Origin of the sequence: uncultured Shewanella sp. (assembly GCF_947491715.1) — a bacterium.
Taxonomy (GTDB): domain Bacteria; phylum Pseudomonadota; class Gammaproteobacteria; order Enterobacterales; family Shewanellaceae; genus Shewanella.
On sequence record NZ_CANLKR010000013.1, the window covers coordinates 73,646 to 90,099 of the forward strand.

Genomic DNA, 16,454 nt, shown 5'->3' on the forward strand with positions numbered 1-16,454 from the left:
ATTCTTCCTTAAAATAAATTATTCAATAAATCTGTATTCGTTAAAGCTTGGTTATTGTCATTACTGGTCTTAGTTTCTTGTTGACATAAATACCACTCACCGTCATGGTGATAACGCCAAAGATAATCAGAAAGTTGTGCGACTTTATGCATGCTTATCCATTCCGCAACGCTATGGACAGCTTCGACAAAAGTCACCGCCTTTACATCTTGATCTTCAGGATCTGGCTTAACACGCAAACCAAGCACTTCCTCTTTGTTAAGTGGTTGTGCAATCGCTTTGTAACCTGCCATTATCGGCACTAAATAACCATCAAATGGTTTTTTAAGATACTGCCATTTAGCGTCGGTTTGGTCGTTAGGTAGCGTTTTCTCTTTTGCTAACTCTGGAGTCGCGGCAACTTTTAAAGCTGAAAAATCTAACCAAGCAGCCAAAGGTGCAGACTCGTTGTTTTCAACAGCTAACACTTCGGTATGCTTTTCTAGGTAACCGCTTCTATCTTTTAATACAAAGCCTGGCATGCATAAGCGTTTAATATGCGATAGTTGCTTACTTTCATCTTGTTTTGTATTGGCTAAAAACAATTTGACTTTGCCGATGGACAGCACACTGCCGCCTGCAATTCGCATGTTGCAACACATGGCTTTTACTTTACTTTCAAACTCAGTAACTTGATCTGTAGTTAATAATAGAGAATGACTTAGCTCAAGTACTAGGCTTACTGTGGCGTTTAACTTACCTTCTTCAATAATGGGCGGCGAGGCGGCTTTGTGTTTGGCGAGCACAGGCGGATTTTTACTCTGCAAAAATTCAAAATCTGCATAAGGTTTAGGTTGATAAACTTTATTGCTCACTTTATTTGCAACAAGCATGCAAGCATTAAACTCTGTATTAAAAGTACCTTCATAGTTAACTGATATTTTGCGGCTTAAGGCATGGGTAAAGCCCAAAAACTGAGTAATAGCGGGAAAACCCCAAGTGAACCCCGCTATAGAGTTTGCATTTTGTATATCGATATGGCTAAGCACTAAATATTGGCTCATCCAGAAACCTCCTGTATTGCAATAAAGCGACATAACTCATGCGAAAAAAGCTTTGCCCATAACTCCTCATGAATTGTACCAAGCTTAAGTTGCTTCTTATCCAACTGCTTATTTAACCAACGGGCAAAATCTTTACTGATCACTGCTTGCCATTTACCAGCGAGTTTTTCAGCTGTAGCTTGTTCATCATCACGATAAGGTTCAAACAAAAGCTGATAGGGCAAAGTCAATTGACTTGCTTTTGTCCAATTTGTTTGTTCAACAGTATTTGCCAACATCACTTCGTCAAAAAAGGCATGACTGATCGCCTGCACTTTTCTGGTGATTGCTGCGGCGCGTATGGGCTGACTATCACTTAGCGCTTTGTTCTTTAGTAACTTTAAATAATTATTTAAATCTCTTACTTCATTCTTAGCTAAAAAACTGAGCGCTTTATAAAGTGCTTTGCTGTCTAATTCGCGATAGCTTTTTCCTTTTGATTGCCAACTTGGTGGCTGCGAAGAAAATAAGGTGATCTTGCCACCGCGTTTGCCATTCAATGATGAAGCATTAGAATGATTAGATCCTGTAATATTGAGCTTTGCTTTATTTGGATAGTTCACCACTAAGGTCGCACTAAACTTGTTGTTTTTTCGCTGCTCTCTGGCTTTAACTTGCTCATCTTCAAAGAACCGCTTGTGTTCGTTATGTAACGCCTGCGCCAGTGAAGAAGAAGTGAGTGGTAAGAGTAAATGGTAGTCTTGGTCACTGATCGGAAAAAACACTTGCTTAGCTAAAAAGTAACTTTGTTTTACATCGCTGTCGTATGCCTGCTTTAGCCCTTGCACCCATTTAGCAATTTGATTTTCATCGTCAGTAAATGACTCAAACAATGAAACATCTTCCTCTTTTAAACAATCTAAAACAGATAAACCGTCATGCTCAATTTTTAAAACATCAGCCACTGGTAGTGACGCGGCATTTGAAGAAGCTGTATCTATTTCGGGAGCATGTAATAAATTGGTTGTTAAATAACGTTTATTAGAGCTTAACGAGCTCTCTAAAATACTCGACCCTTTTGAACTCGAATGCGTTAATTTGGCTACATGGGTTGCAAAACTAATGTCTTTGGCTTTTATAGCCCATTCATCGAGCCAATTAGCAGGCTTATGTAGCATCTCTAATTCACTAACGAACTGTAAATACTCAGCCTTTAATTCACTCAACTCTAAATCAACGGCGTCCGAATCGAGCAAGGCTAATAAGTGGTGATATTTATGCAGCTGAAACGCAAGTGCGTTTTGCTCTTTAGTTTTCTTGGCTTTTTCAACTAATTTAACAGCTTCATTTTTATCGGTCAGGCGTTTGACAATACTCAATAAGCGAATATTAATGCCTTTACTAACCACACCCTTTTTTTTCTGCGGTTTAGACTTTAAATATTCCTCATGCTTTTTATCTCTGCGCATTGCTAAATAGACTTCTATGCCTTTAGCAAGCGCCTTAGAGGTATGCTTACTTATCATTGTTGCACTCATCCTTAGTTAATAACTTATAAATTCCAAATTCGGCTTGGTAAATCCACTGCTCAATAGTTTCTTTATCGTACTCTTGTAATGAAACATGGGTATAAACAGCTAATGTTTGTTGTTCACTCTTTCCTAACTTTTCAGCTAATACCTTGACTTGTTTATCTAAATCAAATTGATGCCATAGATTATTACCATAAGCCATAGCAAACGGCTCGTTAGGGATCTCAATATCTTTAGTTGGTTTATATTCTGTAGGGTATATACCCTCTACTTTTTCTTGCCATAAATATCGCTGTGTTCTTTCAGAAAACGTTATCGAAAAATCTTTACTGAGATGTGATCTCCTAAAGGGTTGTAAACGCTGCATTTCACCACACCAACTAACATCATGTTGCCACCAGCGGGCGGCATAGCTCAAAGCAACAGGCTTCATACCATATAAAGTTATCTTTTGGGTGAAATGCTCTACCTCAGAAAAGCAATTAAACTTCCCTTCTGGGCTTAAATTAGGTTTAATTTTGTTATACAAAATACGAGGTGAAGCACTAATTGATTTAAGATCATTGTCAACATTCAATTGCGTTAGGTTTGTTGAGGCGCATTGCACTATCTTTGTTTCAAAGCCTGGTTTTTCAAAGCATAACGGGCCTTTTTTTAGCCCTTTATAATTTTGCGATAGCACATGAATATTATAGGTTGTCGGCGTTTGTTTTCGATGGCGTTGTACCCTGCCAGCCAATTGTATTATCGAGCGCATTGAACTTGGCTCAACCACCGCCCAATCATAATCGTGATCGCGCCCGACCTCTGCTACAGAAGTCGCAAGCACAATGAATATATGGTTTAACTCTGCCCTTTTCTCAACACGTTCAGCTAACCCTGAATCCTGTGACCATTGCTTAACATCATGTCGTTTTAACGCTTTGTCTAACATCTGCTCGATTGCTGTACGTTGTAATAACGGATATTGACCGTGGTAAACACAATAATGAATACGTGTATTGGCTGGTGCAGCTGTTGCAAATAAATACTTGGCAACTTGTACTAAAGGATTAATGTTAGCCATGCGAACCAAGCCAATTGATACTTTTTTATCTGCCAATGTAATTGCGTGCGCTAAATGCAACTCTTGAACCGACTGATGAATACGTGTAGCCATTGCCTGACTAAAGTAGCCTACCCCTACTGGATCTATATCAACCAACTTAGCTTGCCTCAAACGTAAGTCATTTTTGACCAATGCCTTATCCCGCTCAAAAACAAACGACTGATGCTCACTTGCAAATGTATTGACGGTTTCGATGAGTTTACCCCTAGGTTTATTACACTCATCAAACCAAGCACAGCAAACCTTACCTTGAGTATTTTTATCACCATTCGCTTTAGTATATTCGAGCCTGCCCTGCTGATAAGCTTCAAACAAGGCTTCAGCTTCACAGGGCATAATCGTTGCTGTGGAAATAAGCACCTTGCTACCCAACATCCCCGCCCAATTAACAAGGCGACATAGCGCATGAAAATCTGGCGAGCCAAAATCATCTGGTTCATCGAGCACTAAATCTGATGTTAATAACCTAAGCATAGGCGCAATCTGCCTACCACCACGGATCCCCTCTGTTGCAGGGATCAGATAATCTATCGTGCTCACTAAAATAGGTGCATGTAATAACTTTAAAATCTTAGGATCATGTTTTAACCAGGAGAATGAGGCTAAGTTATCGAGATCAATTTCACTTAATAAATCGACTTCATCTTTAAGCAAAGATTCTGCTGATTCACTACCTTTTTTGACCTCAGTACTATCATCTTGCGATAAATCAATTTGCTGTAAATCCCTAACAGCTTGTGAACCAACAAGTAATGCTACTTGCTTAAGCGCTTGCTGCTGGCTTTTTAAATCTTCGGCAAACAAATCCTTTCTTAATGCCTTTGCGGTTTGAATCGATAAAGTTCTGAGCCCTAACGCAACATTAAAGCGACATTCCTCTGGCTCAGATAACGCATACATTATTTTGGCATTGGCACGGGTTTTTCCTTTTCCCGTAGAAGCCATTGAAATACCAAAAAAGCCATAATCTTCTACTGTTTCTTTGAGAGACGTTGCCAATTTTACCGCTTTATCTTGCCAAGAAAATTCATCATAAATGTGTCTTGGCTGTTTAGGTACTGGTGTTTCGAGGGCTTTAACCTTACCCAGCGTATTGAGTTTCAGCTTAAATCCAGCTAACTCACAAGCAATATTATATGCCCGTTTACCAACATTAATATTATGCTCATCAAGCTTTTGCTTTAAATAGCGCTTACCATCTTCATCCTTATCTGTATTTGCAAATGCAAGATAGTTTCGATCCGAGTCTTTATTAGTAATATCTTTACGTGACGATTCACCGTGATCGGCCAACATAAGTGAAAGGCGTGCTAAATGCTGAGTGAATAAATTATTGTGCCATTCATTGGAAAACAACCTTTGACATTGTAATGACCGTTTAGCCCCATCAGAAACAGCTTTTTGCCAATCTGAACTATTTAAAGGCGTGCCCAACGGAAATTGCCAATTGGCAGCAATTTGCTCTTGAGACCAGTCTTTACCTAACGCTTGTGGTGAGTTCCAACAAGGTTCAAAAATATGTTGCCATTGCTCAACACTCTCAATTGACGGCTGATTATCTAGAAACTTGGGAAACTGGGGTAATCGATGATGAGAAACGATTAACCAAGCCACCATTTTGGCTACTGGTGGTAACGTTTCAAATGGATTAGCAACGTTTTTTTTCAATGAGTCTTGAAAAGCGGGTAGCGCTTGCTCTAGTTTTTTTGCTGTATCAATATCGATAGAGACTAACGCTTGCAACCATTGTTGATCGCTTTGTAAACCAACAAATGCTTGGAATATCCTTAAGGACACCCACTCATGCCGCAGGGGCTCATGGTTTTTTTTATCTGAATTCACACTTGAATTTAACGCCTTTGCCTCTTCATCCTGTATTACACCTAACTTAATTTGAAAAAGTCTGTTTGCCTTGCCTACATCATGAAAAAAGCCTGCAATTGCCGCAAGATTGGCTATCACGTCTGTATTTAACGAGAACTGCTCTTTGATAACTAAATCTTTTTCGGTGCTATTCACTGTTACACTCCCCTATATACCACAGCACACGGCCATCTTTTTGCATCACTCGGCAATATTCGAGGTAATACATATTCGCACGCTTAGAATGTAATATTGCCTTTAAATCTGTAGGTGAAAAATCATCCATCTTGTGCTCCCTGTGTGACAGCTCCTTTACGTCTTTACCGCTTTCGCTTGTGGCGTTTTCTTTCTTGCTCATCCCAATCCGCTTAGTGACCTGCGCTTAGGTAAAGCTAGATCAATATAAAACCATAAACGTTAATGCATTTTTGTTAATATATTCATGAATTATTTAACAACTGACTATACACAGCTTTAATTTGAGAATGCAATCAATAAGCATTTGAATAAGATGTTTTTTTGAGGACGATCAAAAAAGGTGAACCCAATGCCGCAGCGGTTAATAAGAGTCGCATGTAATGAATGATCTAAGAATTGTCGACAGCATGATAAACCCAAGCTGCCAAACGATAGGTGCTGGTAACTCTATCTTTACTTGCGTTAAGCACAAAGAATGTAGGTAGCTATATAAAAACTGTTAATTCAAAGCCCCCACAACCTTTAGATCTTGATGTTAGCTTTTAACACCCCGTGTATACCCATGATACTTGAAGATGCAGGATTCAGCTGGAATTAAAAGCCTTTTAGGCAAGGCTTTGAATAGCGTGCCTAGTCATTCTAAGCTGATATTCAATAACGCAGTATAAAAGACTTTTAAACCAGCCCGTTGGGAGTCTGTAAAAGCACCTACTTCTGCGTTGTATCACCTTAAAAGGCATAAGCATTCTTGCAATAACACGCCTTGAATTAGGCACTTTTACAGGCTCTGAAAACATGCATCTTCAAGTATCACGGGTATAAATGTAACTGTATACCTTCGACTTCAAGGCAAAAGCCATAAAATGGCTGCTATGAGCGACAAACAGGGTGAATATGGCCACGCCATGAGTCAATGAACGGGAAACAGGGATGTTAAGCTGGCTTTTATATACGGATGTATTTTATTTGGCTGGCACTTAGGCAAGGATGCCATTTGAAACCGCAAAGCCGCTCATGGCCAAAATTGTTCCCAACAATTTAAGACATTCCCTACTATTCATGCAGATCAGATACTTTACAGTGTCTCACAGAGGTATCTGCACATAAGCCTGCGGCAGTGAACATCTCAGGTAAAGACCTTATTTAGATTAACTTTATTTAATCTAAACTGACAAAACTTAAACACTTTAGAGGAATACAAATCAAAAAATAAAGTAAATAGATGGATTTTCAATACATAAAGATAACAAGCAGGGTATAAACGTCAGTTTCTTTGGAAAATAAACACTCCTAATTGGCCAAATACGCACTTTGTATCAATAAAATCTTTACATCAAAAGTTAATGGCTTCTTGCCTCTTCTTTCTTAATATAAGGGTTATTCATGACTATTTTTAAACATATTACCTATTGTTTATTCATTATTAGCAGTGCAGCTTATGCCGCAACAGACAATACAGCAAACTCAGATCTTATTACCCCCTCAATGATTTCAACTAAACTAGTCGATCCTGAAGTCGTACTGAATAATATTAAAGATGCAAATAACACGTTAAGACAATTATCTAACAAGGCACAGTCAGTCTCAATCACTGCATCCAGTGAGGGAGATGCGGAAGCATTACGTTTTGAACTTATGACTCAAATGTATGGATACTGGAACTATTATGCAACTGGTGAAATACACTTAACCTCTTCAATCATGGGAAATGACATCAGCACAAACGAAGCTGCCATTATCTTATCGGTCTATAACAATCAGAAATATAATAAGATAAATGAGGTCGATGAAGTGAATTATTATCTGAATCTTATTCAAGAAACAACATCAACACTGAATAAAAAAACCATTACTGATGACGATATTGCGGGACTAACAGCTAGCTATAAACTCAACAATAATTTATTAATTGATTATCAAATTAGATGCTTAACTAATGAATGCTGGAATACAGAGGAGTAACACACTCAGTCGCCGTTGGGGCTGGTATGCATTCAATCGCCGTTCGGGCTGGTTCTCACTAACTTCTATTTATAATCATACAATTATTTATAGCGTCGCTGACGTCGACTTATATACAGTACTTAGACAAGAAAGCCATTAATTCTTTGTTGATAAGAGTCGCCGCGGAGTTTACTCCACGGCTTTGCTTTTAAAATCCAGTGTAGGCGCAGTTATGACCTTCGAAAAAAAGGATTTTTTCGTAGAGCTCCCAGGGATGGGTTCATAGCGTGTCATAAAAGTGCCTGCACAGAAGCCTGCGGCAGGCAATTAACAACAATGAAGTGATAATTTAAAGCATACTCTCTGGTAACGAGTTGTTATGGCAAGTTAGTCATTTTAACTTTTGCGCTAACCCTCTAGCACAAAAACTAAATGTCGTAGTGCAAACCACATTCACGCTTAAGCCCATTAAAACGAGTCTCTTCCTCGCTCATACCTAACTCAAGCGGCTTGCTCGAATGGGTATCGCCCACCGACACATAACCTTGCTCCCAAAGCGGATGATAAGGGAGTTCGTGCTGAGTTAAATACTCATGCACGTCCTTATTACTCCATTCTATGATGGGCAATATTTTATAACGGCCTCCTGTGATAGCTAAAATGGGCAAAGCTTCACGTGTGCTGGACTGACTGTGGCGAAGTCCGGCAAACCAAGTGCCCACTTGTAAGTCTTTCATGGCTTGCTGCATGGGCTCCACTTTATTGATCTTGTTATAACGATCAAGACCATCGAGTCCTTGCTCCCATAAATTACCATAGCGAGCCTGTTGCCATGCCGCGCTATAAGGCGCGGTATAGGTTTTCAAATTCAGCTTCAGGCGTTCAGTCATTTCATCGATAAAACGATAGGTTTCAGTAAATAAATGCTGAGTGTCCGTCAAAATAACCGGAATATCGGCTTGTTGACGGCTCACCAAATGCAGCATCACCGCCGACTGAATACCAAAGCTGGACGATAATGCATGAGTGCTAGGCAAAAAGGCCAACGCCCATGCGACGCGCTGCTCTGCGCTTAACTGAGCTAAATAGGCATTAACCCGCTCAAGCACCGCTGTTTGCTCAACTTTAGGTGAGTCAAGTAATGCCGTTAGCTCATTTTTAGTCACAGGGCTATTGTCTAGGCTCTGATCAAGACTCTGATCTAGACTCTGCTCAATGCTATTGCTAATACTATTGCTAATAGTCTCGTTGCTAATAGTCTCGTTGCTAATACTCTCAGCCATGGAATTCCTTTGCTGCATCATGAACGGCTTTAACCACCCCGACTCGAACAGTGAAATTACCAAAGGTTTCGCCTGCTTCTTTCTCAGCCGCGTAACGGCCAAACAAGCTATCCAATTCCGCCATGATTTCAGCTTCTTGAATATTCTCTTTGTGTAATTTGTTCAATCGGGTCCCTTCAAAACTGGCCCCTAAATACAAGTTATAGCGCCCAGGCGCCTTACCCACTAACCCAATTTCAGCGGCAAACGGACGGGCACAGCCATTGGGGCAACCTGTCATACGAATAACGATGGCTTGATCTAAAAAGCCATGTTTATCTTGTAAGCTTTCCACTTTGCTTAAAAAGTCGGGGAAATAACGCTCAGCTTCGGCCATGGCTAAGGCGCAAGTCGGCAATGCCACACAGGCAATAGAATGGCCACGGGTTTCACTGATGAGCCTTCCCATTAAGCCATGCTGACGGGCCAAATCTTCAATTTGGGCTTTATCGTCTTCATGCACACCCGCAATAATGACATTCTGGTTAGAGGTCATTCTAAAGTCGCCTTTATGGACTTTAGCGATTTCTCGCATACCAGTTTGCAATGGCTCACCGGGCATGTCTTTAATGCGGCCACCTTCAATGAATAAGGTTAAGTGCCAGTCATTTTCCACGCCTTTTATCCAACCATAACGATCGCCGCGATCGCCAATGACCACATCACGCTTTGGCTCAAAAGCCACACCCACACGTTTCTCAAGCTCGGCTTTAAACGCTTCATAGCCATGATCGACAATGGTGTATTTCAAACGGGCACGCTTACGGTTAACTCGATTACCCCAGTCACGTTGGACTGTCATGACCGCTTCGGCAAATTTCAAGGTATTCTCAAGCTTAATAAAACCAAAGTCGTCGGCAAGACGTGGGAAGGTTTCCACCTCACCATGGGTCGATCCCATGCCGCCACCTGCCACTAAGTTAAAGCCCACAAGCTCGCCCTCTTCGGCAACAGCCACAAAACCTAAATCATTGGTGTACACATCCACGTCATTGTCAGGCGGTACGGCCACGGCCATCTTAAACTTACGCGGCAAGTAGGTTTCACCGTATACAGGCTCAGCATCATCTTTAGTGGTAACAAGCTTTTCATCATCTAACCAAATCTCAGCATAAGCTTTGGTGTGTGGCAGCATGTTATCCGATAGCTTTTTAGCCCATTCATAAGCCTGAGCGTGTAACTTCGACTCTACTGGGTTTGGATTACACATCACGTTACGGTTCACGTCACCACAAGCGGCGATAGAATCGAGGGCTTCACGGTCTAAATCACGAATAATGGTTTTCAAATTACGCTTTGGAATACCGTGATACTGAAACGTTTGTCTTGTGGTTAAACGAATACTGTTTGAGCTGGTCAACTCTGATGCAATTTTATCCACACCTAACCATTGACGTGTCGTACACACACCGCCTGGTACACGAGCACGTAGCATGAAGCTGTATAATGGTTCGAGTTTTTGTTCTTTACGTTCATTACGTAAATCACGATCATCTTGCTGATAGAAGCCATGAAATTTAATGAGCTGCTGATCGCCGTCACTAAAAGAGCCTGTAACTGCTGTCCCTAATCCTTGTTTAATGGTACCGCGTAAATAATCACTGTCTGTTTTTAAATACTCATTAACCGCTAACTTTTGATCCTTTGTTGCCGTCTTTTGCAAGCTCTTTTTATCACTCATGCTCTTCTCATCGCTCATGGCTATCGCCTCACTCTTGAATTTATTCGGGCTGCGCTCAATGTCACAGCCATCTTTATATGCGTTCTTATGCGTTACGTTACAATTTAGCGCTGCCTAACATGCATATCGACTAGGCACTCACATTGTATAAAAGCGGATCAGTAAACATCTTTTTGGTAACGCTTGTCAGTGCGCAAGGTCTCAAAATAAGCATTCGCTTGCTCAAGATTGAGCTCGCCGTGAGTCATCGCCACTTCTATGAGGGCTTGATGAACATCTTTAGCCATTCGCTCTGCATCACCACAAATGTACAAGTGCGCACCTTCATTAAGCCATTGCCATAAATCGGCACCTTGCTCAGCAATTTTATCTTGTACATAGACTTTATGGGCCTGATCACGAGAAAAGGCTAAATCTAAGCGCGTTAATTCACCCGCTTTCAGGTATTGCTGCCATTCCACTTGATATAAAAAATCTTGCTCGAAATGAGGGTTACCAAAAAAGAGCCAGCTATTACTCGACACCCCTTGAGCCGCTCGCTCTTGCATGAAGGCTCTAAACGGCGCGACCCCAGTACCTGGACCTATCATAATCACAGGTGTGTCTGGGTTACTCGGTAAACGGAAATGATTATTCGGCTCAACATAGACCTTCACTTGAGTGCCTTCTGTTGCTGAGGCTAAAAACTGAGAAGCGCCACCAAAACGGGCTTCACCGTCATGCTCTTCTTCCACCAGCGCCACCGTTAAATGCACTTCGCTTTCTACTTCACTTTGACTGGAAGCAATTGAATATAAGCGCGGCGTGATCCCACGGAGTAAGTCAACAAACTGAGCAGCCGTCACAGTAGCAGGATACTGACTGATCAGATCAATCACTTGATGATTAATCACATATTGACGAAGCTGCGCTTTATCTTCACACAAAGTCAATAAGGTCGCATTCTGGCTTAACGCTGCCCATGCTTTGACAGTATTGGGGTTCAGCTGCGTGAGCTCTTTATTGTCTATCAAGGCTTGCTTTAGGGTTAACGCCTTGTCAGCTAACGTCACGTTTTCATCAGCATCCAGCGATAGTTTTGCTAAGATGTCATCGACTAAGTTCTCGTTATTAGTAAACCAGACACCTAAGGCATCGCCCGCTTGGTATTGAATACCTGACTCACCCAGTTCAATTTCAACATGACGCACATCACGGTCGGAATCACGTCCTGTCAGCTTTTGACTGACTAACACTTCTGCGGTAAAGGGCTTTTGCTTAGTAAAACCACTTTCAGCCACACTGATGGCACTGCCACCAACAAAAGGCACGACACTGGCAGAGCTATCATTTTGAATAAAGGGTTTAACCGCTTCTAACACTTCTGTTTGCCATTGCTCAGCGGCCGCTTCATAATCCACATCGCATTCTACAATAGGCAATAATGCTTTGGCGCCAAGCGAGGTAAACTTCTCATCAAAATCTTTACCAGTTTGGCAGAAAAATTCATAACTTGAATCCCCCAGCGCCAACACAGAAAAATGTAAATTATCTAATTTAGGGGCGCGTTTAGACGACAAAAATTTATGCAGTTCAATGGCATCATCCGGTGCATCACCTTCACCATGGGTACTCACAACAGCCAATAATAAGGTTTCTTGCTTGAGCTGACGGACTTTGTAATCGCCCATCGACACTAAATTAACTCCGTAGCCTAATGCTTGCGCTTTAGCGGCTAATTCAGACGCCACACCACGACCATTACCCGTTTGACTACCATAAAGAACAGTAACGGTTTGAGCTGGCTGACTTTCAGCGCTGAGTGCCACTCCAGATTGCCCTTGTGCTCCTTGCTCTGCCGTAGCAGATAGATACCCACTCACCCACGCGAGCTGAACGGCATTCAATTCAGACGTGAGTTGCTTTAATTTCTCGGTTTGTGCTTCCGACAACGGAGAAGTCAGTGATGAAAGCTCTTTTAACAACATGAAAACGGCCCTAGATCAGTTTAATGTCGAATAGCTTAGCCGTTGCGCTCCAAAGTAAAAAAGAATAAAAGTTGATTTTTAATTCCTTTTTGGAATATACAAAGCGCAAAAATTAAGCTACAACATAACAACGAATAAAAAAACACCTCGCCATTGCAAGGTGATATGAGTCAAGTTTTTGCTCTTTTTTGTTTGTGCTTTATACAAGAATACTGATAAAAATATCACTCTTGTCTATTCGAAATAATACCAACGCCACCTGAAGCCACCCCTTCGAAAAGGCGAACATAAAAGTGCGACACAATCTGGGCCTTTATCAAGGACCAGATACTCTTGCCACTATAGCGAACAATAATCATACCTAAATGATAGACATTACGATTGACTGGAAAGATAACAAGGAAGGTGTATCACATTGAATTTATTATAAAGTGAATTTCTATTCACAACACTCAGTCGAAGTGAACGCACTCAACCTCGTGCTCATTGTTGTGGTTTTCGTTAATCGGCTCAGTGCCAAGCCGCTGATAAAGAATAAAAAATGGATTAAGGAGCATCTTATATTCCTTAATTTCTAACTCTTAACTTTTCACGCACAGGTGATCCTTTTGAAAATAGGCCTATTGAAAGAACATCATTTTGACGAAAAACGCGTCGCACTCATTCCTGCAAACGTGGCACGTCTAATAAAGAAAAACCTCGAAATAATGATTGAATCGAACGCGGGAAACCAGGCAGGTTTTGTTGATGAAGACTATGAAAATGCGGGTGCCAGTATTCACGATAAACACACGATACTCACTCAAGCAGATATTATTATCGTGGTGAATGCAAAAGGGGCACCGCTGGACGAGCTAAAAAACCAACTCAATAACCAACAACTATTAATTGGTATGATGGATCCCCTCGCTCACCCGGAACACGCACAAACCCTTACCAGTATTGGAGCCAGTGCCATTGCGCTGGAACTGGTGCCTAGGATCACTCGCGCACAAAGCATGGACGTCTTATCATCCATGGCCACCATTGCCGGTTACAAGGCCGTGCTCTTAGCCGCTTATAAAGCGCCACGTTTATTCCCTATGATGATGACAGCAGCCGGTACACTCAAACCCAGCCGCGCACTCATCATGGGAGTAGGTGTTGCCGGACTACAAGCTTGTGCCACCGCTAAACGTTTAGGTGCCGTGGTGGAAGCTTATGACATTCGCCCAGCCGCTCGAGAACAGATCATTTCTGTGGGTGCGAAACCCGTTGAGCTCGATCTTGAAACCGACAATACCGAAACCAAGGGCGGCTATGCGGCGGAGCAAAGTGATGACTTTTTAAAACGTCAGCAACAAGCCATGGCCAATGTACTGGCTCAGCAAGATATCATTATCACAACAGCCGCTATTCCTGGACGTACCGCTCCCATATTGATCACTAAGGACATGGTCAACAGCATGAAAAATGGCAGCATTATTGTCGACTTGGCTGCAGAAACCGGTGGCAATTGTGAACTCACAAAACTCAATAAAGAAGTCAAACATAAAGGCGTCACCATTCTAGGCCCCAGTAATATTGCCAGTCTCGCTGCCACCCATGCCAGCCAAATGTTCGGTACTAACATTGAGCATTTACTCAATCTGATGATAGACAAAGAAGGTGTACTGACGCTTGATCTTGAAGATGAGATTATCAGAGACACCTTAGTAGCGCATCAAGGTGACATTATTAGTCCAAGGCTACGGGATGTCCTTAAACTTCCGCCTCGCACCACACCCAGTAATGATAAAGCCAATCATCTTGAAAACAACACTACACCTAATGACACCACGTCTAATTAAGGAGAGACACTAATGGATATTTTATTGTTACTCGTCACTGTATTCGTCGTTGTCGCCACTTTTCTTAAATTCGAAATCATCATCAATAATCAAGGTGCATTCTAATGGATATTTTATTGTTATTAACCGTATTCGTTGTCGCCATTTTTCTCGGTGTTGAGCTTATCACTAAAGTGCCCCCCACCTTACATACACCGTTAATGTCAGGGTCAAATGCCATTTCAGGGATCACCTTAGTAGGCGCCTTACTCTCGGCAGGCTCAGGTGCAGGAATATGGGTCAACATTTTTGGTTTCATCGCTGTCGTACTGGCCACGATTAATGTTGTCGGCGGTTACATGGTCACCAATCGCATGCTTGCCATGTTTAAACGTAAATAAGGAAAGCTTTCATTATGATGAGTACCAGCATTATCTACCTCGCTTACTTAGTCGCGGCAGTATTATTTATTTTAGGCATTAAAGGCCTCACTAAACCCCGCACCGCTGTAAAAGGCAATCAGCTCTCTTCGTTGGGCATGTTTATTGCCGTTATTGTCACCTTATTTGATCAAAGTATTTTAAGTTATCAATGGATCATTGCTGGAATTATTATTGGCGGTGCCATTGGCGCAACCTTAGCCACTAAGATCCAAGTCACGGCAATGCCCCAATTAGTTGCCATGTTAAACGGATTTGGCGGAGGTGCATCCTTATTAATTGCGCTGGCCAATTTTTTAGATCCACAATCAGCCACCCACACGATAGCCTTAATTTCTATCGCTGCGACTATCATTATTGGTAGCGTGACCTTATCGGGTTCCTTTGTCGCCTTTGCCAAACTACAAGAGCTGATTTCGAGTAACCCCATTGCCATACCAGCCAATAAATTACTCAACGGTATCTTACTCTTAGCAGCGATCATTTTATCCATCATGATTGTCAATAACCCTAACGATTCAACGCTCATTTATCTGCTGATCGCCATTACCTTAGTGCTTGGACTCTTATTAGTCTTACCCATCGGCGGCGCCGACATGCCTGTGGTCATCGCTTTACTCAATTCTTATTCGGGTATTGCAGCCGCAACAACAGGTTTTATTACAGGTAACACGGTATTGATCGTATCTGGGGCTTTGGTGGGTGCATCTGGAATAATTTTGACACAAATCATGTGCAGGGCCATGAACCGTTCTTTATTTAATGTGCTTTTTGGCGTGATGGCAGAAGGCGGCGAAACCATAGATGCTGATGAAATCTATGCCGGAAAAGTCAAGTCCTCGTCACCAGAAGAAATTGCCATGATGTTAGAAACTGCCGAGCGAGTCATTGTGGTACCTGGCTACGGCCTTGCCATGGCACAAGCGCAGCATGCAGTACGTGATTTAGCCAACATTCTAGAAGAACGCGGTACACAAGTCCTCTATGCCATTCACCCTGTTGCAGGACGCATGCCCGGGCACATGAATGTCTTATTGGCTGAGGCTGAAGTCCCTTATGAACAACTTATTGAAATGGATGAAATTAACCCTCAATTTGAACAAACGGATGTCGCCATCGTTATTGGCGCTAATGATGTCACTAACCCCATGGCTCGGGAAGATAAAGGCAGTCCCATTTACGGCATGCCGATCCTCAATGTGGATAAGGCCCGTAGCGTTGTAATAGTAAAACGTTCTCTCAGCCCAGGATTTGCAGGCTTACCTAACCCCTTATTTGCGATGGATAATGCCTTAATGTTATTTGGAGACGGTAAAAAAGCCATTGTCGAATTGACCCAAAGCCTCAAAGAAGCAGATTAGTAAAAACTCACACCATTGAACAGGCTCGCTTCCTGCGAGCCTGTTACACATTCCAAAATCCCTTACGATGAAAAGTAATGCTTATCCAACTCATTCCAGTCATCAAATCCTTTGATAAACCCCTCAAAAAAAACAACAAAACCTCAATAATTACCAACATTAAAGATAAAAAATAAAAACATATAAAACGCTTTAACTACAAATAACC

Annotated in this window: 10 protein-coding genes and 1 pseudogene; 4 read left to right on the plus strand and 7 right to left on the minus strand. The window is 41.8% G+C overall.

Going from position 1 to position 16,454, the window contains the following annotated elements; translation table 11 throughout:
- Positions 1 to 8 precede the first annotated feature (8 nt).
- The 4 genes and pseudogenes from csy2 to Q0779_RS11040 all read right to left on the minus strand — a co-directional run.
- On the minus strand, positions 9 to 1,043 hold the full coding sequence (gene csy2 / locus Q0779_RS11025; RefSeq protein ID WP_298772570.1) for a type I-F CRISPR-associated protein Csy2: 1,035 nt from the start codon (positions 1,041 to 1,043) through the stop codon (positions 9 to 11).
- The gene (gene csy1, locus Q0779_RS11030; RefSeq protein WP_298772572.1) at positions 1,040 to 2,548 is read right to left on the minus strand and encodes a type I-F CRISPR-associated protein Csy1; all 1,509 of its coding nucleotides are present in this window, start codon (positions 2,546 to 2,548) and stop codon (positions 1,040 to 1,042) included. The genes csy2 and csy1 overlap by 4 nt, the downstream gene beginning before the upstream one ends.
- Positions 2,538 to 5,681 (minus strand): type I-F CRISPR-associated helicase Cas3f, encoded by a 3,144-nt coding sequence (gene cas3f / locus Q0779_RS11035; RefSeq protein WP_298772574.1) that lies wholly within the window; start codon positions 5,679 to 5,681, stop codon positions 2,538 to 2,540. Before cas3f ends, csy1 begins: the two co-directional genes overlap by 11 nt.
- Positions 5,677 to 5,811: pseudogene (locus Q0779_RS11040) on the minus strand (subtype I-F CRISPR-associated endonuclease Cas1); the annotation flags it as partial. The pseudogene Q0779_RS11040 and the gene cas3f, both read right to left, overlap by 5 nt.
- Before the next feature lie 1,295 nt (positions 5,812 to 7,106).
- On the opposite strand from Q0779_RS11040, the gene Q0779_RS11045 reads away from it, so the two are divergent.
- Positions 7,107 to 7,685: a hypothetical protein gene (locus Q0779_RS11045; protein WP_298772576.1), complete on the plus strand. Its 579-nt coding sequence runs from the start codon at positions 7,107 to 7,109 to the stop codon at positions 7,683 to 7,685.
- A 410-nt stretch (positions 7,686 to 8,095) separates the two neighbouring features.
- Here Q0779_RS11045 and Q0779_RS11050 read toward each other — a convergent pair whose 3' ends face one another.
- The 3 genes from Q0779_RS11050 to Q0779_RS11060 all read right to left on the minus strand — a co-directional run bounded on the left by Q0779_RS11050 (position 8,096) and on the right by Q0779_RS11060 (position 12,637).
- A complete protein-coding gene (locus Q0779_RS11050) occupies positions 8,096 to 8,950 on the minus strand; it encodes a phosphoadenylyl-sulfate reductase (RefSeq protein ID WP_298772578.1) in 855 nt (284 codons plus the stop codon).
- Positions 8,943 to 10,670, minus strand: a complete 1,728-nt coding sequence (gene cysI / locus Q0779_RS11055) for an assimilatory sulfite reductase (NADPH) hemoprotein subunit (RefSeq protein ID WP_298772622.1) — start codon at positions 10,668 to 10,670, stop codon at positions 8,943 to 8,945. The genes Q0779_RS11050 and cysI overlap by 8 nt, the downstream gene beginning before the upstream one ends.
- Before the next feature lie 158 nt (positions 10,671 to 10,828).
- Positions 10,829 to 12,637, minus strand: coding sequence for an assimilatory sulfite reductase (NADPH) flavoprotein subunit (locus Q0779_RS11060; protein ID WP_298772580.1), 1,809 nt, complete (start codon positions 12,635 to 12,637; stop codon positions 10,829 to 10,831).
- Between the two features lie 608 nt (positions 12,638 to 13,245).
- Between Q0779_RS11060 and Q0779_RS11065 the strand changes: the two genes are divergently transcribed.
- The 3 genes from Q0779_RS11065 to Q0779_RS11075 all read left to right on the plus strand — a co-directional run bounded on the left by Q0779_RS11065 (position 13,246) and on the right by Q0779_RS11075 (position 16,246).
- Positions 13,246 to 14,466: a Re/Si-specific NAD(P)(+) transhydrogenase subunit alpha gene (locus Q0779_RS11065; RefSeq protein WP_298772584.1), complete on the plus strand. Its 1,221-nt coding sequence runs from the start codon at positions 13,246 to 13,248 to the stop codon at positions 14,464 to 14,466.
- A gap of 104 nt (positions 14,467 to 14,570) precedes the next feature.
- Complete coding sequence (locus tag Q0779_RS11070; protein WP_298772587.1) at positions 14,571 to 14,846, plus strand: NAD(P) transhydrogenase subunit alpha; 276 nt, start codon at positions 14,571 to 14,573, stop codon at positions 14,844 to 14,846.
- A 17-nt stretch (positions 14,847 to 14,863) separates the two neighbouring features.
- Complete coding sequence (locus tag Q0779_RS11075; RefSeq protein ID WP_298772623.1) at positions 14,864 to 16,246, plus strand: NAD(P)(+) transhydrogenase (Re/Si-specific) subunit beta; 1,383 nt, start codon at positions 14,864 to 14,866, stop codon at positions 16,244 to 16,246.
- Positions 16,247 to 16,454: the final 208 nt, after the last annotated feature.